26 protein-coding genes are annotated in these 26,624 nt (G+C 51.9%); 11 read left to right on the top strand and 15 right to left on the bottom strand.

Annotated elements, in window-relative coordinates; genetic code table 11:
• Positions 1–196: 196 nt before the first annotated feature.
• The 4 genes from gyrB to dnaA all read right to left on the bottom strand — a co-directional run bounded on the left by gyrB (position 197) and on the right by dnaA (position 6,366).
• Positions 197–2,614 carry a DNA topoisomerase (ATP-hydrolyzing) subunit B gene (gene gyrB, locus KP22_RS18585; protein WP_039307569.1) on the bottom strand — a complete coding sequence of 806 codons (2,418 nt, stop codon included), beginning with the start codon at positions 2,612–2,614 and terminating at the stop codon, positions 197–199.
• Positions 2,615–2,632: 18 nt separating this feature from the next.
• Complete coding sequence (gene recF, locus KP22_RS18580; RefSeq protein WP_039307571.1) at positions 2,633–3,718, bottom strand: DNA replication/repair protein RecF; 1,086 nt, start codon at positions 3,716–3,718, stop codon at positions 2,633–2,635.
• A gap of 145 nt (positions 3,719–3,863) precedes the next feature.
• Positions 3,864–4,964, bottom strand: a complete 1,101-nt coding sequence (gene dnaN, locus KP22_RS18575; protein ID WP_039307574.1) for a DNA polymerase III subunit beta — start codon at positions 4,962–4,964, stop codon at positions 3,864–3,866.
• Positions 4,965–4,968: 4 nt separating this feature from the next.
• Positions 4,969–6,366 carry a chromosomal replication initiator protein DnaA gene (gene dnaA, locus KP22_RS18570; protein ID WP_039307576.1) on the bottom strand — a complete coding sequence of 466 codons (1,398 nt, stop codon included), beginning with the start codon at positions 6,364–6,366 and terminating at the stop codon, positions 4,969–4,971.
• Between the two features lie 673 nt (positions 6,367–7,039).
• Here dnaA and rpmH point away from each other — a divergent pair.
• From rpmH to mnmE, 5 genes are all read left to right on the top strand, one after another.
• Complete coding sequence (rpmH, locus tag KP22_RS18565) at positions 7,040–7,180, top strand: 50S ribosomal protein L34 (RefSeq protein ID WP_005976668.1); 141 nt, start codon at positions 7,040–7,042, stop codon at positions 7,178–7,180.
• Positions 7,181–7,198: 18 nt separating this feature from the next.
• A complete protein-coding gene (gene rnpA / locus KP22_RS22000; protein WP_071822913.1) occupies positions 7,199–7,558 on the top strand; it encodes a ribonuclease P protein component in 360 nt (119 codons plus the stop codon).
• A complete protein-coding gene (gene yidD / locus KP22_RS21995; RefSeq protein WP_010281237.1) occupies positions 7,522–7,779 on the top strand; it encodes a membrane protein insertion efficiency factor YidD in 258 nt (85 codons plus the stop codon). Before rnpA ends, yidD begins: the two co-directional genes overlap by 37 nt.
• Positions 7,780–7,781: 2 nt before the next feature.
• Entirely contained in the window at positions 7,782–9,416 is a 1,635-nt protein-coding gene (gene yidC / locus KP22_RS18555; protein WP_039325725.1) for a membrane protein insertase YidC, read from the top strand.
• Between the two features lie 129 nt (positions 9,417–9,545).
• Entirely contained in the window at positions 9,546–10,910 is a 1,365-nt protein-coding gene (mnmE, locus tag KP22_RS18550; RefSeq protein ID WP_039325724.1) for a tRNA uridine-5-carboxymethylaminomethyl(34) synthesis GTPase MnmE, read from the top strand.
• Between the two features lie 35 nt (positions 10,911–10,945).
• On the opposite strand, the gene KP22_RS18545 is transcribed toward mnmE, so the two are convergent.
• From KP22_RS18545 to KP22_RS18535, 3 genes are all read right to left on the bottom strand, one after another.
• Positions 10,946–11,203, bottom strand: a complete 258-nt coding sequence (locus tag KP22_RS18545) for a hypothetical protein (protein ID WP_039325723.1) — start codon at positions 11,201–11,203, stop codon at positions 10,946–10,948.
• A gap of 69 nt (positions 11,204–11,272) precedes the next feature.
• Positions 11,273–11,539, bottom strand: a complete 267-nt coding sequence (locus KP22_RS18540) for a helix-turn-helix domain-containing protein (RefSeq protein ID WP_039307585.1) — start codon at positions 11,537–11,539, stop codon at positions 11,273–11,275.
• Positions 11,540–11,800: 261 nt separating this feature from the next.
• Positions 11,801–12,652 carry an SDR family oxidoreductase gene (locus tag KP22_RS18535; protein WP_039325720.1) on the bottom strand — a complete coding sequence of 284 codons (852 nt, stop codon included), beginning with the start codon at positions 12,650–12,652 and terminating at the stop codon, positions 11,801–11,803.
• 114 nt (positions 12,653–12,766) lie between these two features.
• Between KP22_RS18535 and KP22_RS18530 the strand changes: the two genes are divergently transcribed.
• Together KP22_RS18530 and KP22_RS18525 are read left to right on the top strand one after the other, a co-directional pair.
• Positions 12,767–13,171 carry a winged helix-turn-helix transcriptional regulator gene (locus KP22_RS18530; RefSeq protein WP_156103767.1) on the top strand — a complete coding sequence of 135 codons (405 nt, stop codon included), beginning with the start codon at positions 12,767–12,769 and terminating at the stop codon, positions 13,169–13,171.
• Positions 13,172–13,242: 71 nt separating this feature from the next.
• A complete protein-coding gene (locus KP22_RS18525; RefSeq protein WP_039325727.1) occupies positions 13,243–14,745 on the top strand; it encodes an MFS transporter in 1,503 nt (500 codons plus the stop codon).
• A 75-nt stretch (positions 14,746–14,820) separates the two neighbouring features.
• Here the strand turns inward: KP22_RS18525 and KP22_RS18520 are convergent, their stop codons facing one another.
• Genes KP22_RS18520 through KP22_RS18510 form a run of 3 tightly spaced genes read right to left on the bottom strand, consistent with a single transcriptional unit; the run spans position 14,821 to position 16,526 of the window.
• Positions 14,821–15,480, bottom strand: a complete 660-nt coding sequence (locus KP22_RS18520) for a DUF799 domain-containing protein (protein ID WP_039307591.1) — start codon at positions 15,478–15,480, stop codon at positions 14,821–14,823.
• A complete protein-coding gene (locus KP22_RS18515) occupies positions 15,477–15,836 on the bottom strand; it encodes a DUF4810 domain-containing protein (RefSeq protein ID WP_039307592.1) in 360 nt (119 codons plus the stop codon). Before KP22_RS18515 ends, KP22_RS18520 begins: the two co-directional genes overlap by 4 nt.
• Before the next feature lie 18 nt (positions 15,837–15,854).
• Entirely contained in the window at positions 15,855–16,526 is a 672-nt protein-coding gene (locus KP22_RS18510) for a CsgG/HfaB family protein (RefSeq protein ID WP_039307594.1), read from the bottom strand.
• Between the two features lie 428 nt (positions 16,527–16,954).
• On the opposite strand from KP22_RS18510, the gene aegA reads away from it, so the two are divergent.
• From aegA to KP22_RS18495, 3 genes are all read left to right on the top strand, one after another.
• A complete protein-coding gene (gene aegA, locus KP22_RS18505; protein ID WP_039325718.1) occupies positions 16,955–18,979 on the top strand; it encodes a formate-dependent uric acid utilization protein AegA in 2,025 nt (674 codons plus the stop codon).
• Complete coding sequence (locus KP22_RS18500) at positions 18,976–19,497, top strand: 4Fe-4S binding protein (protein ID WP_039307598.1); 522 nt, start codon at positions 18,976–18,978, stop codon at positions 19,495–19,497. Before aegA ends, KP22_RS18500 begins: the two co-directional genes overlap by 4 nt.
• A gap of 188 nt (positions 19,498–19,685) precedes the next feature.
• Positions 19,686–20,429: a 4'-phosphopantetheinyl transferase family protein gene (locus KP22_RS18495; protein WP_039325716.1), complete on the top strand. Its 744-nt coding sequence runs from the start codon at positions 19,686–19,688 to the stop codon at positions 20,427–20,429.
• A gap of 54 nt (positions 20,430–20,483) precedes the next feature.
• Here the strand turns inward: KP22_RS18495 and KP22_RS18490 are convergent, their stop codons facing one another.
• Positions 20,484–21,821, bottom strand: coding sequence for an NCS2 family permease (locus KP22_RS18490; protein WP_039325714.1), 1,338 nt, complete (start codon positions 21,819–21,821; stop codon positions 20,484–20,486).
• Between the two features lie 255 nt (positions 21,822–22,076).
• On the opposite strand from KP22_RS18490, the gene yieH reads away from it, so the two are divergent.
• Positions 22,077–22,742, top strand: coding sequence for a 6-phosphogluconate phosphatase (yieH, locus tag KP22_RS18485; protein WP_039307603.1), 666 nt, complete (start codon positions 22,077–22,079; stop codon positions 22,740–22,742).
• A gap of 78 nt (positions 22,743–22,820) precedes the next feature.
• On the opposite strand, the gene KP22_RS18480 is transcribed toward yieH, so the two are convergent.
• The 4 genes from KP22_RS18480 to KP22_RS18465 form a co-directional block, all read right to left on the bottom strand.
• The gene (locus tag KP22_RS18480; RefSeq protein WP_039307604.1) at positions 22,821–23,549 is read right to left on the bottom strand and encodes an amino acid ABC transporter permease; all 729 of its coding nucleotides are present in this window, start codon (positions 23,547–23,549) and stop codon (positions 22,821–22,823) included.
• 1 nt (position 23,550) lies between these two features.
• Complete coding sequence (locus KP22_RS18475) at positions 23,551–24,294, bottom strand: amino acid ABC transporter permease (RefSeq protein WP_039307606.1); 744 nt, start codon at positions 24,292–24,294, stop codon at positions 23,551–23,553.
• 98 nt (positions 24,295–24,392) lie between these two features.
• Complete coding sequence (locus tag KP22_RS18470) at positions 24,393–25,229, bottom strand: ABC transporter substrate-binding protein (RefSeq protein ID WP_039307610.1); 837 nt, start codon at positions 25,227–25,229, stop codon at positions 24,393–24,395.
• A 127-nt stretch (positions 25,230–25,356) separates the two neighbouring features.
• A complete protein-coding gene (locus KP22_RS18465; protein WP_039307612.1) occupies positions 25,357–26,541 on the bottom strand; it encodes a benzoate/H(+) symporter BenE family transporter in 1,185 nt (394 codons plus the stop codon).
• Positions 26,542–26,624: the final 83 nt, after the last annotated feature.

Below are 26,624 nucleotides of genomic sequence, written 5' to 3'. Positions count from 1 at the left end.
TTACTGAATGAAAACGGGAGTAACGGAATAGAAGAGTAAAGCGTTTGCGCCAGGGATGGCGCAAGCCGAGCGTACAAGGATGTATTCACAGCGTCTTTACGATCTATCCGTTACTCTCGCTCTACGGACTTTGTCAACAACCCCAAGCCAGCTCCGTAGGGAGCTGGCTTGGGTAACGATAACAACGTCAACCGAATCAGATATCGATGTTCATCGCTTTCAGGGCGTTCTCTTCGATAAACGCACGACGCGGTTCAACGGCATCACCCATCAGAGTCGTAAACAGCTCATCGGCAGCAATGGCGTCTTTCACCGTCACACGCAGCATGCGGCGGCTGGTCGGATCCATCGTGGTTTCCCACAGCTGATCCGGGTTCATTTCGCCCAGACCTTTATAGCGCTGTACGGTCAAGCCACGGCGGGATTCTTTCACCAGCCACTCCAGCGCCTGCTCAAAGCTGGCAACTGGCTGACGACGCTCGCCACGTTCGATGTACGCATCTTCTTCAATCAGGCCACGCAGTTTTTCGCCCAGTTGATTCAGCTTGCGATATTCGCTACCCGCCACGAAGCCTGCACCCAGCGGATAATCGGTATCCACACCGTGCGTACGTACGCGCAGTGCAGGTTCAAACACGCCGCGCTCTTCATCGTGATGAACCACAAAGCTGTACGTGCTGCCGTGTACTTCGCTTTCGTTCAGGCTGCTAACCAGTGACTCCGCCCACGCCTGCACTTTTTCACGTTCGCTCAAGTCAGCTTCGGATAGTGTTGGTTGATAGATCAGACGATTTAAAAACGCACGCGGGAAGCGGCGTTCCATACGACCGATTTGTTTCTGTACGGCATAGTGTTCAGAAACCAGTTTTTCCAGCGGTTCACCCGCCAGCGCTGGTGCCTGCGCATTGGTATGTAACGTCGCGCCGTCCAGTGCCAGCATAATCTGGTACTGATCCATCGCCTCGTCATCTTTGATGTACTGTTCCTGCTTGCCCTTTTTAACCTTGTACAGCGGCGGCTGCGCGATATAAACGTGGCCACGCTCAACGATTTCAGGCAGTTGACGATAGAAGAAGGTCAATAACAGGGTACGGATGTGCGAACCATCAACGTCAGCATCGGTCATGATAATGATGCTGTGATAGCGCAGCTTGTCTGGGTTGTACTCATCACGGCCAATGCCGCAGCCCAGCGCAGTGATCAGCGTCGCCACTTCCTGTGAAGAAAGCATCTTGTCAAAACGCGCCTTCTCAACGTTCAGGATTTTACCCTTCAGCGGCAGAATCGCCTGATTCTTACGGTTACGCCCCTGCTTAGCAGAGCCGCCCGCTGAGTCCCCTTCCACCAGATACAGTTCAGACAGCGCGGGGTCACGTTCCTGACAATCCGCTAGTTTACCCGGCAAACCAGCGAGATCGAGTGCGCCTTTACGGCGTGTCATATCACGCGCTTTACGCGCCGCTTCACGGGCACGTGCAGCATCAATAATTTTGCCGACCACGATTTTGGCATCCGATGGATTCTCCATCAGGTAATCCACCAGCTTTTCGTTCACCAGCGATTCGACAGCCGTTTTCACTTCGGAAGAAACCAGCTTGTCTTTGGTCTGAGAGGAGAACTTCGGATCAGGGACTTTCACGGAAACCACAGCAATCAGCCCTTCACGCGCATCATCACCGGTCGCGCTGATTTTGGATTTCTTACTGTAGCCTTCTTTATCCATGTAAGTATTCAGCGTACGGGTCATCGCGGCACGGAAGCCGGCCAAGTGTGTACCACCATCACGCTGTGGAATATTGTTGGTAAAACAGTAAATGTTTTCCTGGAAACCATCGTTCCACTGCAACGCCACTTCCACGCCGATGTCATCTTTCATCGTCGAAAAATAGAACACGTTCGGGTGGATTGGGGTCTTGTTACGGTTCAGGTAATCAACGAATGCCTTGATGCCGCCTTCATAATGGTAATGATCGGCTTTATCTTTCTCACGCTCATCGATCAGGCGAATAGAGACGCCAGAGTTCAGGAACGACAGCTCGCGCAGACGCTTGGCCAGAATCTCATACTCGAATTCCACCACGTTGGTGAACGTCTCGTGGCTCGGCCAGAAACGCACCGTCGTACCGGTTCTGTTGGTTTCACCCGTGACCGCCAGCGGTGCCTGCGCCACGCCGTGTTTATAGGTCTGCTCGTGAAGCTTCCCTTCGCGGTGAATAACCAGCGTCAGTTTTTCCGACAGGGCGTTAACCACGGAAACCCCTACGCCGTGCAGGCCGCCGGAGACTTTATACGAGTTATCATCGAACTTACCGCCCGCGTGCAGCACGGTCATGATGACTTCAGCAGCGGAGATCCCTTCTTCTTCATGAATGCCGGTTGGAATACCACGGCCATCATCCTGCACCGACACCGAGTTATCGGCATGGATGGTGATGATAATGTCTTTACAATAGCCAGCGAGTGCTTCGTCGATAGCGTTGTCCACAACCTCGAATACCATGTGATGCAGGCCGGTACCGTCGTCCGTATCGCCGATATACATACCTGGGCGTTTACGTACCGCATCCAGCCCTTTCAATACCTTGATACTTGAGGAGTCATAAGAATTCGACATCAACGTTTCTCGCTCATTTTAGTCCTGTGATTGAACCGTTATTTTACCCTGTTCTACGCGGAACATCTTGCCCTTTTCACCAATCATGTCCTCTATCTGCTCAGCGCTAACCGCACTGACAAATACCTGTGCATGAGTGGCTTTTAACCGTTCTGCCAGCAAACGGCGGCGGGTACTATCCAGTTCGGAAGCAAAATCATCGATCAGATACAGGCAGCGCAGCCCGTTCTGACGGGTGAGAAATTCACCCTGAGCCAGCCTCAGCGCACACATCAGCAGCTTGAGCTGTCCCCGGGACAGCATATCCTCGACCGCCACGCCGCTGGCGCGGATGCGGAAGTCGGCTTTATGCGGCCCCAGCGCCGTATAACCTAACATACGGTCGCGTTCGAACTGCCGTTCCAGCAGTTCTGCATACTCACTTTCTTTATCCCAGCCGCGCTGGAAAGAGAAACTGAGAGAAAATTCAGGCAAAAATTGCGTACAGGTCGCGGCAATATCATTAGCAATCGCTGCGCTGTATTGCGCGCGCCACTCGCTGATACGTTCCGCCAGCGGCACCAGCTCCTGATCCCAGGCTCTGAGCTGCCCGTAATGACTCACCTGACGCAGCGCCGCATTTCTCTGGCGCAGCAGGCGTTTCATGTTGCTCCAGGCCGCAAAAAAGCCGGGTTCATTATGGAAACAGCCCCAATCAAGAAAGGCGCGCCGAAATTTCGGTCCGCCGTTAAGCAGAGTAAATCCCTCAGGGGTGATCAACTGTATTGGCAGCAGTTGCGCCAGTTCAGCGACTTTATGGCCGTCACTGCCGTCAATCCGCACCTTGCTGTCACCCTGACGGTTTTTGCTTAACCCAACGGAACGCTCTGTTTCCGTGCCATCAATCCGACCATGCAGCACAAATTCCGGCTGGTCGTGACGAATCACGCGCCCAGCCTGGATACTACGAAACGCCCGCCCGTGCCCTAGCGTATAAATCGCTTCCAGCACGCTGGTTTTACCGCTGCCGTTGGCTCCGACCAAAAAATTAAAGCCGGGAACCAGCGCCAAATCGGCCGCTTCGATATTGCGGAAATCTTTAATGAGAAGACGAGTGAGGGCCATGTTGCAGATATCTTATATGGGAGGGCGTTATTGTCGCAGGCCAGTTGCGTGCGGCCAGCGCACAGCAACCGGAGCGTACACAGAGTACGTGAGGATTGCGAGCACTGCCCAATCGCAAATGGGCAAGTAAAATAGCCCAATAATTCTACAACCGCATTGGCATAACGACATAGGCCGCTGCCCGACTGGCGCTATCTTCGATCTGCACGCTGGAAACGGAATCGGTAAGCAGCAAACGCACACCTTCACACTTCAACGCGTTCAGCACATCTAATACGTAGCTGACGTTAAAGCCGATTTCCATCTCGGTGCCGTCATATTGCACATCCAGAATCTCTTCCGCTTCTTCCTGCTCTGGATTATTAGCAGTAATTTTGAGCTGGTTCTGAATCAGATGTAGACGCACACCGCGGAATTTTTCATTCGACAAAATCGCCGCACGGGAAAAAGCCTGCTTAAGCAAGTCACAGCTAGCTTCCAGCGTTTTATCCGGATTCTTCGGCAATACGCGGCGATAATCAGGGAAACGACCATCGACCAGCTTCGACGTAAAGATGAAATCACCGACATGCGCACGAATATTGTTGCTGCCGATTTGCAACTGTAACGGCGTATCACCACCATCCAGCAGACGCACCAGTTCCATGACGCCTTTACGCGGTACGATCACCGAATGTGATGGTAAAGATTGCCCAACTGGCATCGAACAGACCGCCAGACGGTGACCATCGGTCGCGACCGTACGCAGCTCTTCGCCTTCGGTTTCAAACAGCATACCGTTGAGGTAGTAGCGAACGTCCTGATGCGCCATCGAAAACTGCGTCGCTTCGATCAAACGCTTCATCGTCGCCTGCGGCAGAGAAAATTCAACATCGCTCTGCCAGTCGTCAAGATTAGGGAAATCTGCTGCGGGTAATGTGGATAGCGAGAAACGGCTACGGCCAGAACGCACCAGCATGCGGTCGCCATCCAGCATGATGGTGATCTCTGCGCCTTCCGGCAGACCGCGGCAAATATCAAACAGTTTACGGGCAGGGACAGTCGTGGCACCCGGCTCATGCGGCTGCGTTAGCGCCACTTTCGCCACCATTTCCATTTCCAGATCGGTACCCGTCAGCGACAGCGCGCCTTCCGTCACCTGAATCAGCAGGTTGCCCAGAATCGGTAAGGTCGGTCGGCCACCCAGCGGGCTGCTGACCTGTTGTAATGGCTTTAACAGACGTTCGCGTTCAACAATAAATTTCATAGTGTTATGACGATAGAGTTCTGATTAAATTGGAAAAATCTTCTTTGATGTCGTGGCTTTCTTCACGCAACTGCTCAATCTTGCGGCAGGCATGCAACACCGTCGTATGGTCACGCCCGCCAAAGGCATCGCCGATTTCCGGCAGGCTGTGATTCGTCAGTTCTTTCGCCAACGCCATCGCCATCTGGCGCGGACGCGCTACCGAGCGGGAACGACGTTTAGACAGCAGGTCGGCTACCTTGATTTTATAGTATTCCGCCACGGTCTTTTGAATATTGTCGATAGTAACCAGTTTTTCCTGCAACGCCAGCAGATCGCGCAGCGCCTCACGTACAAAATCAATGGTGATCGAGCGGCCAGTAAAATTGGCATTCGCGATAACGCGGTTCAGCGCGCCTTCCAGCTCGCGCACGTTAGAACGCAGGCGTTTAGCAATAAAGAAAGCCACTTCACCAGGCAGGCGAATGTCATTTTCATCGGCCTTTTTCATCAGAATCGCTACACGGGTTTCCAGCTCTGGCGGTTCAATCGCGACCGTTAACCCCCAACCAAAGCGGGATTTCAGGCGATCCTCCACGCCATTGATTTCTTTCGGATAGCGGTCAGACGTCAGAATGATTTGCTGGTTGCCTTCCAGCAACGCATTAAAGGTATGAAAGAACTCTTCCTGCGAACGCTCTTTATTAGCAAAGAATTGAATATCATCGATCAGCAGCGCGTCAACAGAGCGGTAGTAGCGTTTGAACTCTTCAATCGCATTGTTCTGCAACGCTTTCACCATATCCTGCACGAAACGCTCGGAGTGCATGTAGACCACCTTCGCGTTAGGTTTACGGGCGATAATTCCGTTTCCCACCGCGTGCAGCAAGTGCGTTTTACCCAAGCCAGTGCCGCCATAAAGGAACAACGGATTATACGCCCCACCGGGGTTGTCAGCGACCTGACGTGCCGCTGCGCGTGCTAACTGGTTCGATTTACCTTCAACGAAGTTATCAAACGTATGCTTCGGATTCACATTGGAACGGTAGGTATGTTCTGCCTGTACCGGCGAGTTATCCCAGCTTGGTCGTACCGGTGCCGCACGTACTGGCTGTTGCCGCGCAACGTTAGCGGGATTGTGGTGCGGCTGCGCTGGCTGGCTTACGGCTTGAACCAGCGGTTTACTCCCCACTTCAAAACGCAGTAAAGGAGCATCCATCCCGCAAAAATCATTAAGCAAGACATTGATATTATTTAAATATTTATCACGCACCCAATCCAGTACAAAGCGATTAGGGGCATAGAGCGCCAGAGTGTCATCACTCAGCTCCGCCTGCAACGGGCGTATCCACATACTGAATTCTGTGGCAGGTAACTCATCCTGCAAACGGGCAAGACACTGCTGCCAAAGCGAAAGTGACACGGCGGACTCCACTCGAACAAGAACGATCAAAAAGAAAAGAATAAGACGTTATTTATGTGACTCATGATTTTTTGGCGCCTGCGTCATCCACGATTGTTTCATTCACAATTCAGACAGCAGACACACCACGTAGCGTGGCGGTTTACCCCGACGATCCCGTCAAAAGGATCGCTAACGGAACCGCGGATCATAACCTAATCCGCCAAAGAGATCTTCCCCTTCTGCACAGTTTTGATCCTTTTTATCCACAGGCTATTCTTATCGCGGCTCCCCGCAATGCGGCAGAGGAAAGGCTAGCACACATTTTACCCACCCTATATGAAGTGCGCCCAAGCATACCCTTGGCAACACGATCGTTACGGTGATATCGATCATGATCTTGTGGGGCAGATCGTTGGAGGATCCTTGCGCTTTGCAATAGAGTCCGTATAATTCCCTGCCCGCGCGTTTACGCCTTTTCTGTGCTCTGGCAGGCAGGAATACCAAAAATAATGGGAATGGCTGGCGTGTTAAGTGTGATGTTAATTGACTCAGGACTGTACAATTATTACAATCCTGCCTCTTTCCGTTATATAGCTGTGATATGCGATTGAGGCGTCGGTCATTTTCACGCCGAACAGCCAAACGCGTTTACTGTGAAGTTATAATTTTCCAAGTTTAGGTAGAAATCGCCATGAAACGCACTTTCCAACCGTCCGTATTGAAGCGTAACCGTAGCCATGGTTTCCGTGCTCGTATGGCCACCAAAAATGGTCGTCAAGTTCTGGCCCGCCGTCGTGCGAAAGGCCGTACTCGTCTGTCTGTTTCTAAGTAATAAAAGCTAACCCACCGAGTGGTTAAGCTCGCATTTCCCAGGGAGTTACGTTTGTTAACTCCCCGTCATTTCACTTTCGTCTTCCAGCAACCACAACGGGCTGGCACGCCGCAAATCACCATCCTCGGCCGCCTGAACTCGCTGGGGCATCCCCGCATCGGTCTTACCGTCGCCAAAAAGCATGTAAAACGTGCTCATGAACGCAATCGGATTAAACGCCTGACGCGCGAAAGCTTTCGCCTGCATCAACATTCATTGCCTTCAATGGATTTTGTGGTGCTGGTGAAAAAAGGGGTGTCTGAACTGGATAACCGCACTCTGACGGAAGCATTGGAAAAACTATGGCGTCGGCACTGTCGTTTGGCTCCCGACTGCTGATCGGGTTGATACGCGGTTATCAACTCGTTATCAGCCCGTTACTCGGACCACATTGCCGGTTCCGGCCAACGTGTTCGCAATACGGTATTGAAGCAATACGCAGGTTCGGCATGATAAAAGGCTGTTGGTTGACGCTTAAACGCGTATTAAAATGCCATCCTTTGAACCCTGGTGGTGATGATCCCGTACCGCCAAAAACCGACAATAACAGAGAACATTAACGATGGATTCGCAACGCAATCTTCTTCTCATCGCTCTGCTATTCGTAACCTTTATGCTTTGGCAGGCTTGGGAAACGGATAAAAATCCGCCAGCAACCACGCAGGCCATACAGCAGGCGACGAACGCAGTGACCGGTGATGCTACCAACCAGGGCGTACCAGCTAGCGGTCAAGGCAAACTGATCTCGGTGAAAACTGATGTCCTGTCGCTGACAATCAACACGCGTGGCGGCGACATCGAGCAAGCGCATCTGCTGGCTTACCCGGACACATTAGGCTCAAATAAGCCTTTCCATCTGCTGGAAACCACATCGGAGTTTGTCTATCAGGCTCAAAGTGGTCTGACTGGCAAAAACGGCCCAGACAACCCAGCGAACGGTCCACGCCCGCTGTTTACTACCACACAAGATAGCTTCGAACTGGCTGATGGTCAGAGCGAACTGCGTATTCCGATGACGTACACCGCTGCGGACGGCGTGACCTATACCAAAACGTTTGTTCTGAAACGTGGCGACTATGCACTGAACGTTGACTACAGCGTCAATAACACCAGCGCTCAGCCTCTGGAACTCACGTTGTTCGGTCAGTTAAAGCAATCTATCGAATTACCTAAGCACCGCGATATCGGCAGCAGCAACTTTGCACTGCATACTTATCGTGGCGCGGCGTTCTCTTCCAGTGAAGACAAGTACAAAAAGTACAGCTTCAGCGACATGGACGAAAACCTGAACATCACGACCAACAGTGGTTGGGTGGCGATGCTGCAACAGTACTTCGCAACCGCGTGGATTCCGACTACAGCGGGCGCAAATACCTTCTATACCAGCAAGCTGGGCAATGGCCAAGCTGCGATTGGCTTCAAGGCTGCGCCCGTTGTTGTTGCCGCTGGCAGTCAACAAAATCTGAACGCCACACTGTGGGTCGGCCCGGAAATTCAGGACAAGATGGCTGCTGTCGCACCACATCTTGACCTGACAGTAGATTACGGCTGGCTGTGGTTTATTTCTCAGCCGCTGTTTAAGTTGCTGAAATTCCTGCACGGTTTCATCGGCAACTGGGGCTTCTCCATCATTGCCATTACCTTTATCGTGCGCGGTGTGATGTATCCGCTGACGAAAGCGCAATACACCTCTATGGCGAAAATGCGCTTACTGCAACCTAAATTGCAGGCAATGCGTGAGCGCATTGGTGATGACAAACAGCGTATGAGTCAGGAAATGATGGCGCTGTACAAGTCAGAGAAAGTGAACCCACTGGGCGGCTGCTTCCCGCTGCTGATTCAGATGCCAATCTTCCTGGCGCTGTATTACATGCTGATGGGCTCTGTAGAGCTGCGTCACGCGCCATTCGCGCTGTGGATTCATGACCTGTCTGCACAAGACCCGTACTACATTCTGCCGATCCTGATGGGCGTGACGATGTTCTTCATCCAGAAGATGTCACCAACCACCGTGACCGACCCAATGCAGCAGAAGATCATGACTTACATGCCGGTCATCTTTACCGTCTTCTTCCTGTGGTTCCCTTCTGGTCTGGTTATGTATTACATCGTCAGTAACCTGGTAACCATTCTCCAGCAGCAGTTGATCTATCGCGGTCTGGAGAAACGTGGCCTGCATAGCCGCGAGAAAAAATAATCCGATTTATAGCTAACCGATAGAAAGCGTAAGGCGGTCATTGACCGCCTTATTTTTTTATAAGCTGTTTTATCCCCTAACGATACGTAAAATAGCCTGACAGACAGGCATCAACGCAGAGAGAATATCATGAGCAATACCGACACCATCGTCGCCCAAGCCACGCCACCGGGACGCGGAGGCGTGGGTATTTTACGTGTTTCAGGACAGGCGGCCGCAGAGGTGGCACGTGCTGTTCTGGGTAAGCTTCCTAAACCTCGTCACGCCGATTACCTGCCGTTCTGTGATACCAACGGCACCACGCTCGATCAAGGCATCGCCCTCTGGTTTCCCGGCCCGAATTCTTTTACAGGTGAAGACGTGCTGGAACTTCAGGGTCACGGCGGTCCGGTTATTCTTGATTTGCTCCTGCAACGCATTCTAACGCTGCCCGACGTGCGCATTGCGCGTCCCGGCGAATTCTCTGAACGCGCCTTCCTAAATGACAAGCTCGATCTCGCGCAGGCGGAAGCCATCGCCGATCTGATTGACGCCAGCTCGGAACAAGCCGCTCGCTCAGCGCTGAACTCTCTGCAAGGCGTATTTTCTACCCGTATAAATCAGTTAGTGGAAGCACTTACTCACCTGCGAATCTACGTCGAAGCTGCCATCGACTTCCCGGATGAAGAGATCGACTTTCTCTCCGATGGCAAAATTGAAGCGCAGCTAAATGGTGTGATGGCCGATCTCGATGCCGTCCGAGCCGAAGCGCATCAGGGTAGTCTGCTGCGTGAAGGGATGAAAGTCGTGATTGCAGGTCGTCCTAATGCGGGTAAATCCAGCCTACTCAATGCGTTAGCGGGTCGTGAAGCCGCCATTGTGACGGATATCGCGGGAACCACGCGTGACGTATTACGTGAACATATCCATATTGATGGCATGCCGCTGCATATTATCGACACCGCCGGACTACGCGATGCCAGCAATGAAGTCGAACGCATTGGTATTGAGCGTGCATGGCAGGAAATCGAACAGGCCGATCGCGTGCTGTTCATGGTAGACGGCACCACGACGCAGGCGACCGAACCTGAGCACATCTGGCCAGAATTTATGGCACGCCTGCCAAAAACGCTGCCGATTACCGTGGTGCGCAACAAAGCTGACGTGACTGGCGAAGCGCGCGGCATCGAGGATGTGAATACTCACTCACTTATCCGACTGTCCGCCCGCACGGGTGAAGGCATCGATACGCTGCGCGATCATCTCAAGCAAAGCATGGGGTTCACCAGCAACACAGAAGGCGGTTTCTTAGCACGACGCCGTCACCTTCAAGCACTGGAACTGGCAGCACAGCATTTGATTCAGGGCAAAGAACAGTTGGTGAGTGCCTACGCGGGAGAATTGCTGGCAGAAGAACTGCGGCTGGCACAGCAGTCCCTGAGTGAAATCACGGGTGAATTCACCTCTGACGATCTATTAGGCCGTATTTTCTCAAGTTTTTGTATTGGGAAATAGCAACCCCAACACACGGGGAGGCATCCACAGGATGCCTATTCCCACCCAGCCATCAAGCGCCTAGCCCTAGCCTGCATACCTTCTAGAATTGCATCTTGAATGGAGACAGGAAAATCCGCAGGCAGTTGATTTCTGACGTTCATCACAACAGTATCCATTGACTGTGCGAATTCAATCAGAATACTTTCCATTGATTCTCTGGAAAATCCAACCGCCTGTGCAGTTTGGAAGAAATGTCGTGGAAAGATCTGCTCAATGGCGTATTTCTTACCTTTTGAGCCAGTCAATCCCATCGCCAGTTTGGCTTCCCTGCGGTTGATTCCCCACCCGATAGCCGTTCATGTAAACATCGAGCGCAGCCATTACCACTCTTCCTTCCAGGATGATGCAGTAGAGGCGTCGTTATCAGCTACCTTTGCGTTTCTGGGAGAAACCGTAAGTTCTAAATTCAATGCCGATAGGATTTTAAAGAAGGTTTCTAGCTTGGTGGAATCGGGATGTTGCTCGAAGCTGGATACCGTGTCCTGACGAATACCCACTTTACTGGCCACTTTCCCTTGTGAAAGTTTCTGCGTGATACGAACATCTTTCAGATAGCTGCTAAGCTGTTTGCTATTAGTGACTTTCATCATTTAATCCTACCGATTATAGACGGTAGGGTAAATATTACACGCCATAGGCGTTAAATATGAATTTACCTGCTACAGCGTGTAAGGAAAATGCAGATCAGATGCGATAAGTGGCGAAATAAATCCTTTCCCACATTAGCTTAAAAAAAGCCCAATATCATGCACATATCAGTTGTTGAAGACATGACCGCTGAATGGCTACGAGATAGGCTGTTTCATGAGAACGTTAGGCTCAGGGTTATCCTAAGCCTAACGTTAAACTTATTTCAGCGTCGCTTTCACCACCGTTGACAGCGGCGTCGTTGGGCGACCAATCAGGCGGCTCAGTTGCTTACCGTCATCAAACAGACCGCCTTTGGATGCACCGACGTCTGAATCAGCAATAATTTGCGCGAAAACCTCAGGTAGCCCGGCTGAAACCAGCGCGGCAGTGAACTCCGCTTCAGACAGGTTTTGATAACCGATAGGTTTGCCAGACAGTTTGCTAATCTCAGCAGCCAGCTCTACTAGAGTGTAAGGCTCGTCGCCAGCCAGTTCGTAAACCTTGCCAGCCTGCCCTTCTTGCGTCAGTACCGCTACTGCGGCGGCAGCGAAATCTTCACGCGTTGCTGACGTAATTTTCCCCTCACCTGCGCTACCAATAAATACACCGTGTTCCAACGCCGCTGGGATGCTGGCTGCATAGTTTTCGGTATACCAGCCGTTGCGCAGTAGGACATGCGGTAAACCAGAGTCTTTCAGCAACGCTTCCGTTTGGCGGTGTTCCTCCGCCAACGCCAGAGGAGATTTATCCGCGTGCAGCAAGCTGGTGTACGCGATCAATTTAACTCCGGCTTTCACCGCTGCGTCAATGACATTACGGTGTTGTGCCGCACGTTGACCGACCTCACTTGAAGAGATCAACAGCACGTGATCCACACCTTGCAAGGCGGAAGCCAGCGCTTCAGGTTGATTATAATCCGCCGCTTTCACCTGTACGCCTTTTGCAGACAGATCGGCAACTTTATTCACATCACGCACCAGCGCCACGATACCGCTCGCCGGAACCTTCTCTAACAGTTGTGCTATGACTAAACGGCCCAGTTGGCCAGATGCACCAGTAATCGCAATCATCTCAAGCTCCTTTTATTAACCATCGTTTATTAACCGTCTTTTATTAACAAGAACTGGCTGGCATAATATCGACAAAACTAACTTAAAGTAAGTACATACATAAAGGTAAGTATAGTGAGTCAACCCAAAACGCCCATCGATTTATTACCGCCTATTCTGCCAACCGGTAATGTCTTTGCTGAGAAATGCCCGTCTCGCCAGATACTTAACCACGTAACCAGCCGCTGGGGCGTGCTGATTTTGATTGCATTACTCGATGAAACTCATCGTTTCAGTCAACTGCGTCGACGGATTGGCGGCGTAAGCGAGCGCATGCTGGCGCAAACCCTGCAATGGCTGGAAAGTGATGGTTTTGTCCTGCGAACGGCCTATCCGGTTGTCCCACCACATGTTGAGTACAGCCTGACGCCATTAGGTAAAGAGGTTGGAGAACGGGTGAAAGAACTGACAGTGTGGATTGAAGGAAACCTAGGTGAAATTCTGACGGCACAGCAGTCAGGAGAACCACTCGCCTCCTGAACAGAGGGCTTACTCAGGAAAACGTGCTATCCAGTAGATGAAAAATGAAAGACCAAGATAGAGATTCTGCTATGCAATCACCAAAGAAGTGGCTGATTCTGGCCATTGTTTCCAGCGCCCTGTTCCTAATTGTTATCGACATGACGGTGCTGTACACCGCGCTCCCAACACTGACTCATGATTTGCACGCTTCTGCATCGGAAAAGCTGTGGATCGTTAATATCTACGCGCTGGTCGCTTCTGGCTTGCTGCTGGGGATGGGTACCTTGGGTGATAAGTTAGGTCATAAACCTTTATTTATTTCTGGACTGCTGGTCTTTGGTGCGGCGTCTTTGTTTGCGGCTTATTCGCCCACCCCCAGCATGCTTATTGCCGCTCGCTCTCTACTGGCGATTGGGGCAGCGATGATGATGCCCGCTACGCTCTCGATTATTCGTCTGACCTTCACTGATGAACGGGAACGTGCGCTAGCGATTGGTATTTGGGCGGCAGTGGCCTCCGGCGGCGCGGCGTTTGGCCCCATCATGGGCGGGATACTGCTTGAGTACTTCTGGTGGGGATCGGTTTTCCTCATTAACGTACCGGTCGTGCTGCTTGCGCTCATCACGGGAATCACCGTGATTCCGCATAGACCGGGTAACGCCTCCCAACGCTGGGATTTTATCGGTTCCCTATTAATTATGATAGGTTTGATTGGTATAACCTATGCCATAAAAGAGCTGGGTAAGCGTGCTCCATCCTATGAGGATGCATTAATCGCTCTGCTTATCGGCATGGCGTTCATTACCCTATTTGTTCAGCGGCAGCGTAACAGCAAGCATCCCTTAGTCGACTTCTCACTCTTCCGTCTGCGGCCTTTCAGTGCCGCCGTGGCCGCAGCCATCGTGGCAGCCGCCGCATTGATCGGTATGGAGCTGGCTTTTACACAGCGATTACAGCTAGTTGTCGGGCTGTCTCCGCTACAGGCAGGGTTGTTCATTTTACCACTGTCGCTGGCATCCTTTATCTCAGGGCCGTTGACCGGAAAGATATTGCCGCGCGTAAATAGTGGGACAATGCTAGCCGCTGGCCTATTGATTTCGGGTCTGGGGATGGGAAGCTATCTGCTGCTGCACAACGCCTCTATCATCATACAAGTTATCAGTCTGACGGTGATTGGCGCAGGCGTAGGATCAACCATGACAGCCGCATCGAGCACCATTATGCAGGTTGCGCCTGCTGCAAAAGCGGGTATGGCAGCATCAATCGAAGAAGTGTCCTATGAATTGGGGGGCGCTACGGGTGTGACGCTGATGGGCAGTTTGCTGTCTTTTGCTTATTCCGCATCGTTTATGCTGCCCGACGGATTTTCCGCACCGGACACCGCCTATGACAGCCTGGACGAAGCATTAATTTTTGCTGAATCCTTACCGGAAAATATGCAGCGTATTCTCACCACACAGGCACATTCCGCCTTTGATTCTGGATTTTCAGCAGTACTGGCAACCGCAACGCTGATCCTATTGCTGACCTCTGCCTTCGTCTGGACAACGCGTCATAAGAAGCAGCAGCGTAATCAGGCTGCTGATGCATAGCATCACCGACTTATCATAAAAACGCCGTTCAGTAACGAACGGCGTTGATGATTTAGCAACGTACTGCATCGCAACTCAGTAGGTTTCTTTACCGAATTGCAGTGAACGAGGTCCGTACAGCATACCGCGTGAATGACCCGCAGCCAGCAGGCGCGCACTCGTCACACCCGCAACATCATGGCCTTTGTCGGAGATCGTATCTGCGATTTGGTTCACCGCAGCCTGCACCAAAATACCGATGATGCCGCCGTTAGAGTTTGACTGCTGCTCGTTGCTGGAAGCCGTTGCACTTCCGCTCCACAGCAGTTTACCCGTACGCAGATCAACCAGACGCGCATCCGCAGAAACGCGGGTTTCACTATTAATCACGATGTACGACGTGCCGTACTCTTTCACATCCAGATATAACGCCGCATCGGCACCAAAGATTTGATGCAGCTTCGCCGTGCTCAGCGCATGGATATCCGACGCAGTAGACAAACCATTCTGTTTGAACGTTTCATCCACTACCGCAACAGGCAATACGTAATAACCTGATTCTGCCAGCGGGTAGGTAACTTGTGAAAGCAGGCTATAGCTTGCTTTCACATCAGGGGAATGGTTAACCGGCGGTAAGACCAGAATAGACTTAGGCTTACTCTGCTTAAATGACGTGTAGTCATAAGGTACGGGTTTAGCACAGCCCGTCAGCACAAGCGCAAAAACCAGGCCACATAATCCTAAGAAACGATTCATTTAATATTCCCTTTATTTTTACTCAACAAGAAGTCCATAAAAGGTGCTGATTCAGGGAATTTCGCTTTTTCAGTTTCAAACTGTTGGCGAGCTTCACTATCACGGCCAGTATTGGCGTACAGCAACCCAAGTTGAGCATAGAGTCCCGGCGGGACAGGTTTATTGGCAGCTTTCGCTTTTTCGATCGATTCATTCAAAGCAAGGATCTGTTGTTCTGGGCCAACTTTATCTTGTTGATAATAATCATAAATCGCAGGCTGATAGTTGTCCCAACTGTAAATCGTTTTCGGCGCGGTCGCGCAGCCAGCCAGTACTGTCGCTGCAAGCAGCAGGACAATTTTCTTATGAGATAACATTGTTATATTCCTATTCCATTAGTTCGCTGGGCGCCAGGCACCGCTTTCAATTCCTGCAACCAGATTATTGACGGCTTCACGAATAGCCAAATCCAGAACTTTACCGTTCAGCGTCGAGTCATAGCTGGCTGTGCCACCAAACCCGATAATTTCACGGTTGGACAAGGTGTACTCGCCCGCACCTTGTACGGAATACACCACTTCAGAGGTTTGTACGTTCACCACATTCAACGTGGTTTTTGCGTAAGCAACCTGTGTTTTACCGCGACCAAGGATGCCCCACAGCTGATGGTCACCCACTTCTTTGCGGCCAAACTCGGTCACATCGCCGGTAATCACATAGCTCGCGCCTTTCAGCGTCTGCGTTTGTCCTTTAATACCCGCTTCCGCTTTCAGCTCTTCCATATTGGTGCGATCCAGCACATTAAAGCGGCCGCTCTGCTGGAGATGGCTAACAAGAATGGTTTTGGATTGATTACCTAAACGGTCAACACCATCAGAAAAAATACCGTTCATGTAGTTAGAACGGTTTTCAAATTTTCCGACGGAAATCGGGCTGCGAACACCCTGATAAGGCGTACCGTAAGAAGTGACTTTTTGTGCTTCTACGGTACGGGAAGACTCTGTGGCACATCCGCTCAATAACGCAACTGACATGAACATAGAACAAAGAACGACTTTTTTATTCATAACACTATCCCTTGGTGACAACCCATTAACCCTGAGCAAAGCTCTGTCATTGATTCATAATGAAAATGCCGTGAAAACACAATTTAGCTGCCACACTGTTTTGCTGCATTTAAATGGCGTTCGATATTATGAGGGGCGCAAGTAAAAGTAACGAGTGATTTCATGAGAAAATTGACAAAAATAACTGAAAATCAGAATTTTTCCCCGCGATAAAACACTGTAAACCAGATAAAAAACAAGGTTATATGCAACCATGTCATTACTTTCACATAACATTATAACCAACTGAAACTATTCAATAATTTTATTAACAACCTGCGTGAGATTTAACATTAACCGACTTTTTACCTGCTCTATATCAAGGTCAATGTGTTATCCAGCTATTAGGATAAAGACTACGATCGAGGGAGCCAGGGTGGGAAAAGGTAATGAACCGATTTGTTATTGCCAGTACTCAAGACTGCATGGGGTGCCATGCATGTGAGATCGCCTGTGTAATTTCACACAATGACGAACAGTACCCAGATAGCGCCGCGGTGTTTCAGCCCAGAATCAAGGCGTTCAATACGCCAACACTGCGTGCTGCCGTGACATGCCGCCACTGTGAAGATGCGCCCTGCGCCAGCGTGTGTCCAACGCAGGCCTTGATCAGAAAAGACAATAGTATTCAGCTCGTTCAGGAAAAGTGCATCGGCTGCAAAAGCTGTGTACTGGTGTGCCCGTTCGGCGCGATGTCCATGGTGACAAACCCTAGGGATAACGGCGCCATCGCCCATAAATGCGACCTCTGCGCCGATCGCACAGAAGGGCAAGCGTGTGTGGAAGCCTGCCCAACTCAGGCATTGCAATTAGTCAGTGAACACACGTTAGCGGCTCGTCGCCAGGAAAAACAACAGACGATGGCGCTGCGCTCCTCCGCTCACTGGCAGCGTGAAACCCCGGTGATGAAAGCGCTGACAGCCAATCCGCTCAGCAAAAGAAAAAACTGGCCACGTCGGGATGCCGAGAAAAAACCGCTTGCCCAGAGAACGTCCACGTTCGATGAAATCTATTATGGTTTCTCGGTGCAGCAGACGGAAGATCAGGCTGACCGCTGTCTTTCCTGCGGCAAACGCGCAATCTGCGAGTGGACTTGCCCGCTGCATAACAACATCCCCGAACTGCTGAGCCTGGCGAAGCAAGGACGGATTCTTGAAGCCGTAGAGCTATCGCATAAAACCAGCAGCCTGCCAGAAATCTGCGGCCGGGTGTGTCCACAGGATCGGCTATGCGAAGGTGCTTGTACGCTGGGTAAAGAGTACGGCGCCATTACCATCGGTAACGTTGAGCGCTACATTACCGATACCGCGATGGCTATGGGATGGTCACCCGATATGACGCGTGTCGTTCCCAGCGGCAAACGTGCCGCGATCGTCGGTGCTGGCCCGGCGGGGTTAGCCTGTGCTGACGTGTTGGCCCGTAACGGCGTGCAGGCCGTCGTATTCGATCGTCATCCAGAAATTGGTGGACTGCTCACATTCGGAATTCCGTCGTTCAAGCTGGATAAAAACGTTCTGATTCATCGTCGTGAAGTGTTCAGCACCATGGGAATCGAATTCCAGTTGAATACCGAAGTGGGGAAAGATATTTCTCTGGCTCAACTTCTGGACGACTATGACACCGTTTTCCTCGGCGTAGGCACCTACCGATCCATGAAGGCCAACATTGATAATGAAGATGCCCCCGGCGTCTTCGATGCGCTTCCCTTCCTTATCGCCAATACCAAACACGTTATGGGGCTACCTGAATTAGACGATGAACCCTATATCTCGATGGCAGGAAAACGCGTCGTAGTACTCGGCGGTGGAGATACCGCGATGGACTGCCTGCGCACGTCCGTCCGGCAAGGTGCAATATCCGTAACCTGCGCGTACCGCCGCGATGAAGCCAACATGCCTGGCTCGAAAAAAGAGGTTAAAAACTCGCGCGAAGAGGGCGTGGAGTTCATGTTTAACGTTCAGCCACAAAAAATCTGCCTCAATGAACAGGGCGAAGTGTGCGGCATCAGCCTGGTTCGCACTGAACTGGGCGAACCGGATGCCAGCGGCCGTCGCCGCCCGCGTCCTATCCCTGACTCTGAATTCATTCAGCCAGCGGAAGCCGTGATAACCGCTTTCGGCTTTCAGTCACACAGCATGCCATGGTTGGAAGATGCCGACGTTGGTCTGGATAACTGGGGATACATTACTGCCCCCCTTGATAGTCAGATACCTTGCCAGACTAATCATCCGCGTATTTTTGCTGGTGGCGATGCCGTGCGAGGTGCCGATCTGGTGGTGACCGCTATTGCCGACGGGCGCAAAGCCGCATTGGGTATGCTCGCGACGATGGGGCTGACCGCCGTCACTGGCGCCATTCCCGCCCATCCGCAGCGTCCCGAGATGAATGCAACCCGCGAGGAGTTACGCTCATGAATCAATTTGTTATCGCCGAAGCAGAAAAATGTATCGGTTGCCGGACCTGCGAGATCGCCTGTGCGGTAGCCCATAGCGGTGGCCAAAGTGCGCAACTGAAACCTTCTCACTTCTTTCCACGCCTAAAGGTCATCAAAAGCGCCGACATCAGCGTCCCTGTTCTTTGCCGCCAGTGTGAAAACGCACCCTGTGCCAGCGTATGTCCGAATGACGCGCTGGTGCGCGATCGAAATAGCATTCAGGTTATCCAATCCCGCTGCATCGGCTGCAAAAGCTGCGTCGTCGCTTGTCCGTTCGGTGCCATCAATGTGGTGACAAAAGCCTCAAATGACGAGGGGGAAGCGCACCCCACCCAAAGTGAGGTTCACAAATGTGATTTGTGCGTAGATGTAGCCAAAAGCCCTTCCTGCGTCAGCGTGTGCCCGACGTCGGCGCTTCGATTAGTGACAGCAGCTGAGTTACACCAACAGACGCTGGAAAAACAGCGGCGTTCCGCACTAGGGTGGTCGAACCATTAAAGCAGACTGGAATGTGGCGGACAGGGAAGGATCGCCACAAAAGCACGATGCAGAAAATTCGCTGCGCCTAATTAATAATTATCGCCGATTTATCCATCGATTTTTCTTTAGATCACATATTAGTCTGATAATATGCATTGGTAATACCTCATAGGTTCCCATCTTTTATCACGATCACGGAGTGAACAATGACCTGCCATTTTGTCAGGTGGACAAGCACGGAAGCGCTTCCTGACTTACAAAGACTGCCCGATAGGCTCATCTCATCAACACACGGTTTTTCAGCCAAACGCCGCGAGCGTTATCTGAAAAGTAGAGTGCTGCTGGCTGAGATGATGTTCTATTTTTTCGGCTATCCGCTGTTGCCCACGCTGCTGGAGTCCCCTGAAGGACGCCCTTATTTTACCGATCCTAATCTGCCTAATTTCAGCATCGGCTATGCAGGCAATACCATCGCCATCCTCCTGAGCGAAGAGGGAAGCGTGGGTATGGATATCGAAATCGTCCATGTCAGGCCAACGAATCAAGTCGATCCACAGATGCAGGCACAGACGCAAGCCGAACAGGCGTGGATCGACGCTCAGCGCGATCCGCTGGAAGCGGCAACGCAGCTCTGCACCATCCGCCAGTCACTCATGAAAATCCCTGGCGTAAACAGTCACCCTCCCAATCAACTGAAACTCCACCCCGCCTCTGGCAGGCTACGTTCAACCTGCACTCCCGCCGTAGAAGTGATGAGCGATGTTGATGATTATCTTGCATGGGCTTGCGCCCACGTCCCCACCCTTAATCGATTGATCATGTGGAAATACACGTCGGTATCGGGAATGAGAAAGTCGGGGGAAATTCTACAGCAGCAGCGTCAGTCGGTACGCTATATGAAATTAACCAGCCATACGATAGAAAAAGTTACCTCTACCGCGTCACAGTAGCCGACCGCCTCGTCGCAGGCTGAGGCTCCGGGAAGACCCGGAGCCACGAACAAACTAATGCCCGTCGATAAACACGATTTTCAGCAGGAACAGCAGCGCAACCACGACCACGCAAGGGCTGATTTCACGCCAGCGCCCCGTCGCCAACTTCATCACACAGTAAGAAATAAAGCCCAGCGCGATCCCTTCAGTAATAGAGAAGCTGAACGGCATCATCACTGCGGTAATAAAGGCCGGAACAGCTTCCGTCAAATCATCCCACTTCACACGCGCCAGGCTGGACGTCATCAATACGCCCACGTAAATCAGTGCGCCAGCGGCCGCATAGGCAGGCACCATACCCGCCAGCGGTGACAGGAAGATCACCAGCAGGAACAGCAGGCCGACGACCACAGCAGTCAGACCGGTGCGTCCACCCACGGACACACCAGAAGAGCTTTCGATATACGCCGTAACGGATGATGTCCCGATAAACGAACCCGCTACAGAGCTGATGCTATCGACATACAGCGCTTGCTTCATACGCGGGAACTTACCGCGAGCATCTACCAGACCCGCTTTGTCCGTCACACCGATCAGCGTACCGGATGAGTCAAACAGGTTAACCAGCATGAAGGAGAAAATAATGCCGGACATCCCAAGGTTCAGCGCTCCCGCCAGATCAACCTGACCCACCACGGACGTTACGCTCGGCGGCATAGAGAACACGCCAGAAAAGGTCACATCGCCCAGCAGCAGGCCGATTGAGGTGGTCACGACGATGGAAATCAGTACCGCTGCATGAATATTACGTGAGGCCAGCGCCACAATGATGAAGAAGCCCAGAGCACCCAACAGCACGCTGTGTGATGTCAGGTTACCAATCGTCACCAGCGTTTCTGGATTAGGCACGATAATGCCGGCGTTTTTCAGGCCCATCATGGCAATGAAAAGCCCGATACCGCTGGCAATCCCCAGACGCAGGCTAAGCGGGATATTGGCAATCATCCAATAACGAATCTGGAAGATGGTCAGCAACAGGAAACCGATTGCGCCCCAAAAAATAGCGCCCATCGCAACCTGCCATGGCAGCCCCATCGCCCCCACGACGACAAAAGCGAAAAACGCATTCAGCCCCATTGCCGGAGCCAGCGCGACAGGCAGGTTAGCCAGCAGCCCCATTAAAATACTGCCGAATGCCGCAATCAGACAGGTGGTCACAAAGACCGCTTTGGTATCCATCCCCGCCACGCCCAGAATTTGCGGGTTAACAAAAACGATGTAGACCATCGTCAAAAACGTCGTGAAACCGGCAATCGTTTCCGTACGTACTGTCGTGCCGTGTTGTTTAAGCTTAAACACACGCTCCAGCAGACCCTGCTCGGTAGCAGAACCGGGTTGTGATTTATTCATGAGTACCAATCCAAAGAAGGAAATAACTGTCGTCGGGTATCCTATAACAAAACGATACTTTTTTACGTTGATCCCACGTTTTTTTTCATCGAATAAGAAAAGCCTATTAACCTCATGGCTATTGCGCCGAAATCCCTCGGTTGAAACCCCTTAATTTTCTGCAAGATTGCCGTGAAAACGGCTTTATGGGTCGCAATATTGGGTTAATTAGTTAAAGTAAGGCTTCATCTTTTATTTCATCGATAAGGATTGGTCATGCCCCGTATTGAATGCGTCTTCTTCGACTGCGATGGCACGCTGGTTGATAGCGAAGTGCTGTGCTGTCAGGCTTATGTGAATATCTTCATCCCGTATGGGGTGAACCTATCGCTGGAGGAGGTGATAAAAACCTACAAGGGCGTGAAGCTGTACGAGATTATTGCCCGCATCAGCCAGCAGCATGGCTTAACCGTATCGGTGGAAGACGCGGAGCGTCATTTCCGGCAAGAGGTAAAGCGCCTGTTCGATGAATTCCTGCAACCTATTGAAGGTGCAAGAGAGTTATTGCAGTCCATCACTGTCCCGATGGCCGTGGTTTCCAACGGCCCGGTCAGTAAGATGCAGCATTCGCTCGGCCTGACGCACATGCTCGATCTGTTTGGCGACCATCTCTACAGCGGCTACGATCTGAAGAAATGGAAGCCCGACCCAGCGGTGCTGTATCACGCCGCCGAACAGTTACAGCTTCCTATTGAGCACTGCATTCTGGTTGAAGATTCCGCCGCTGGCGTTCAGGCGGGCATTGCCGCAGGCATTCCGGTGTTCTATTACTGCGCCGATCCCCACAATCAGCCGATCCATCACCCGCTGGTCACAATGTTCGACGATATGCGTGAATTGCCACAAATCTGGCGCGAAAAGGGCTGGAATATCACCGCGTAGTAGCAAAGGCTAACTTAAGGTTGCTGAATAAGGTCGCCGTTTTCATTCTGAAAATAGGTTCATCAACCGTTAGCATCCTTAGGCTGGCTTATTTCGCCACCATAGCAGGCGGCGCTTCGGCTGTTTTTCCTGCTGGCTAAAACGGGCGTTAACCCCATTAGCCAGCAGCTCCAGCGACAGGCAAAACACAAAGTAGACCAGCGCGACAAACAGGAAAACCTCCATCGGGTAGACCATGCTGCGGTTATTGACCTGCGTAGCGAGAAACGTCAGTTCGCCAACCCCGACAATATAGGCCAGTGAAGTATCTTTAATCAGGGAAATCCATTGGTTAATAAAGGAGGGCACCATCATCCGCAGCGCCTGCGGCAGCACGATCTGCCATAGCACCTGCCAGCGGCTTAACCCCAGCGATAGACCAGCCTGCCACTGGCCGCGCCCGATGGCGACAATGCCAGCCTTTACGCCATGCGCCAGATACGCCGAGGCGATCAGCGCCAGCGCACACACCACGGTGGTAATTTCAGGAATATCGACGCCAAAAACGATCGGTAGCAGGAAGTACGTCCAGAAAATCAACATGATGACGGGAATCGCTCGGAAGAACCCCAACACCATCGCCAACAGTGCACTCCACATGCCCCGAGACATCGCGAGCGCCACGCCCAAAATCGTACCCAATAGGGCTGACACAACACCGGCCAGCAGACTCATCACCAGTGTCAACGCCGCGCCACCCAGAGGACCATCCGGAAACGTGCCCCACATCAAATAACCGATGTTATCGGTAATAACGGTAAAATCCATCTCAATGCCTCTCCGCCAGACCGCGCTGCTGACGCCACATGCCCCAGCCTTCCATCACGGCAATAATCACGATGTATAACACCGTCGCCACGCCAAATGCCTGAAATGTACGCAGGGTTTCCGTTTCTACCTGACGCGAAGCGTAAGATAATTCAGCAACACCGATTGCCATCGTTAACGACGAGTTCTTGACGATATTCATGTACTGTCCAAGCAGTGGCGGCAAAGCAATTTTTAACGCCTGCGGCAGCACCACATAGCGCATGGATTGAAAACCTGTTAACCCCAAAGCCTGCGCGGCATACTTTTGTCCACGCGCCACGCCGCGAATACCGGAGCGGATCTCTTCCGCAATAAACGCGCTGGAATAAAGTGTCAACCCTGCCAGGCCCGCCAAAAACTCAAAAGAAGGCCATGCTAGCGTTGCCCCCAGCAGCGAAATGGAATGAGGAGTGTTCAGCCATTGCATCATCTCTGAAGGGAACAGTTGCCCTGCCCCGAAATACCAGAAAAAAAGCTGCACCAGCAACGGCGTATTACGAAATAGTGAGCTATAGGCCACAACAACGCCACGCAGCACATGAATCTGGCTGTCTCGGGCCGCCGCCAGCAGAAAACCCAGCACCGTAGACAGAACAACCGTACCGAGGGAAATGCCTAGCGTGATCAGGAAACCGTGCCACAGCCAAATGAGATATTGAGGAGCCAACAGCCACGACTCAAGCGATTGCAGCGCCGTATCCATGCGTTTTATCTCTCTTTGTCATAAATAATATATACCCTAAATAAAAATGCCCCCTGCAATGCAGAGGGCTGGGATCATAGCACCGAAGGCGTCAGCTATCAGGATTTAGGTTGCTGATCCAGCGGGGCAAAGGTGAAGTCGCCGCGCGGCTGGGATGATTTCGTGCTCGGCCCAAACCAGCGATCGTAGATCGTTTTCGCTTCGCCCTGCTTTTCCAGGTTAATCAGCGTGTCGTTAATTTTCGCGGTCAGGCGCTCTTCGCCCTTCGGAATGCCAACGCCCTGATACTCTTTGGTAATGCTGAACGGCGAGATTTCAAATTCGGCCTTCTGTGCATCAGGTACGTTTGCCAGCAAACCGACCAGCTTGGCGTCATCCTGCGTGATGGCCTGAACATTGCCGTTACGTAGCGCGGCAAAAGCCAGCGGCGTATCGTCGTAGGAAATTACTTTGGCGGTTGGGTAATGCTCGCGCAAGGTAATTTCCTGCACGGTGCCTTTATCCGCGCCGATGCGCAGCGTTTTGATATCATCCGGCGTTTTCAGCACGCCTTTGCGGGCGATGAATTTTTGTCCGGTCGCGAAATAAGGAAGACTAAAGTTAACCTGCTTGGCACGCTCATCGGTAATGGTGAAGTTCGCGGCAATCAGATCGACCTTCTTCGAGCTTAACAAAGGAATACGGTTCGCGGGGTTGGTCGCACGCAATTCAACCTTCACGCCCAGCGCCTTACCAATCGCCTCGGCGATATCTACGTCATAACCCACCAGCTTTTTACTCTGTGGATCGACATAGCCAAACGGCGGATTGCTGTCGAAGACGGCAATTTTTACCACACCCGCCTTCTGAATATCATCCAGTTTATCTGCCTGTGCAGCACCAGAAACGGAAGCCAATCCAGCCAACAAAGTCACTGTCAAAATCTGCTTTTTCATTCCCTGCCCCTTAATTATTGCTGTATTAACCGCAGGCTATCAGCAGGGTGAAAACGCGGGAAATAACATAAAAAGCTATAATATAACCTTATGTTACTTCGGTATTCTGGCAGATTATCCTGACGATTCAGCGAGCCTTGTCAGCGTATGCTGACAGAATAAACCAGGTCATCATCCCCCCGATTAGCCCCCAAAATGCCGCGCCGATTCCCCACAACGTCAGCCCAGAGGCGGTGATTAGGAAAGTCACGACCGCAGCATCACGCTGTTTTTCATCCAGCAGCGCGCGATACAGGCTGCCTGAAATCGTGCTGAGCAAGGCCAGACCGGCGATAGCATGAATCAACGGCAGCGGCAGTGCCGTAAAAAGCTGCCCAATAGATCCACCAAAAACGCCCGCCAGCAGATAAAACCCACCCGCCGCGACGGCAGCAAGATAACGTTTCTTCGGATCGGGATGTACATCCGATCCCATACAGATAGCGGCGGTAATCGCGGCGATACACACGGAAAAACCGCCAAACGGCGTCAATATCAACGCAATTAATGCCGTGATGGTAATCAGCGGAGACACGGGAACCTGATAGCCCGACGCTTTCAGTGTGGCAACGCCCGGCGCATTCTGCGACGCCATAGTGACGATGAAAAACGGAATACCAACGCCCAGCAGAGACGCCCACGAAAAATGCGGCGCAATAAATTCCGGGACGGCAAACACCAGCGGCGAATCAGAAACCACAATTTGCCCACGTAATAACGCCAGCAACAGCCCAGCGATCAGCGTTAATACGATGGCAAAGCGAGGAATAAGCCGACGGCTGAGCAAGTAGGTCATACACATCGCGAAAGCGAGCCAGAAATCCTGTTGCAGAGAGAGAAAGGCATCCGCGCCAAAACGCAGCAAAATCCCCGCCAGCATCGCGGCAGAAATGGCCTGCGGAATCACATTCATCAAGCGGGCAAACAGACCCGTGATCCCACAGATAAAGATCAACGCAGAGGCAAACAGGAACACCCCAATCGCCTCATTGAGCGACGTACCCGGCAGGCTGGTGACCAGCAGCGCCGCCCCCGGCGTTGACCACGCCGCCAATATCGGCGCACGGTAATACAGCGATAGGCTAATGGAAGCCAACCCTTGAGCAATCCCTAACATGGTTAACCAGCCGCCGATTTGTACCGCACTGGCACCCGCCGCTTCCGCCGCCTGAAAAATGATGGCGGCCGAGCTGGTGTAGCCCACCAACACCGCAACAAAACCGGCGATGAGGGTCGAAAAGGTGACATCTTTTAGCGCAAATGACGCTGGCATGGTATAGCATCCACTCTTATCGTGCGCTATAACGCACAGGAAGCGTTAACATAACAGCGTGCGCTATAACGCACAAGCGGGAG

The sequence above is a fragment of the Pectobacterium betavasculorum genome (genome assembly GCF_000749845.1).
Lineage (GTDB): Bacteria > Pseudomonadota > Gammaproteobacteria > Enterobacterales > Enterobacteriaceae > Pectobacterium > Pectobacterium betavasculorum.
Note: the sequence above shows the minus strand (reverse complement) of the source record. Positions and strands in the feature narration are given on the sequence as shown.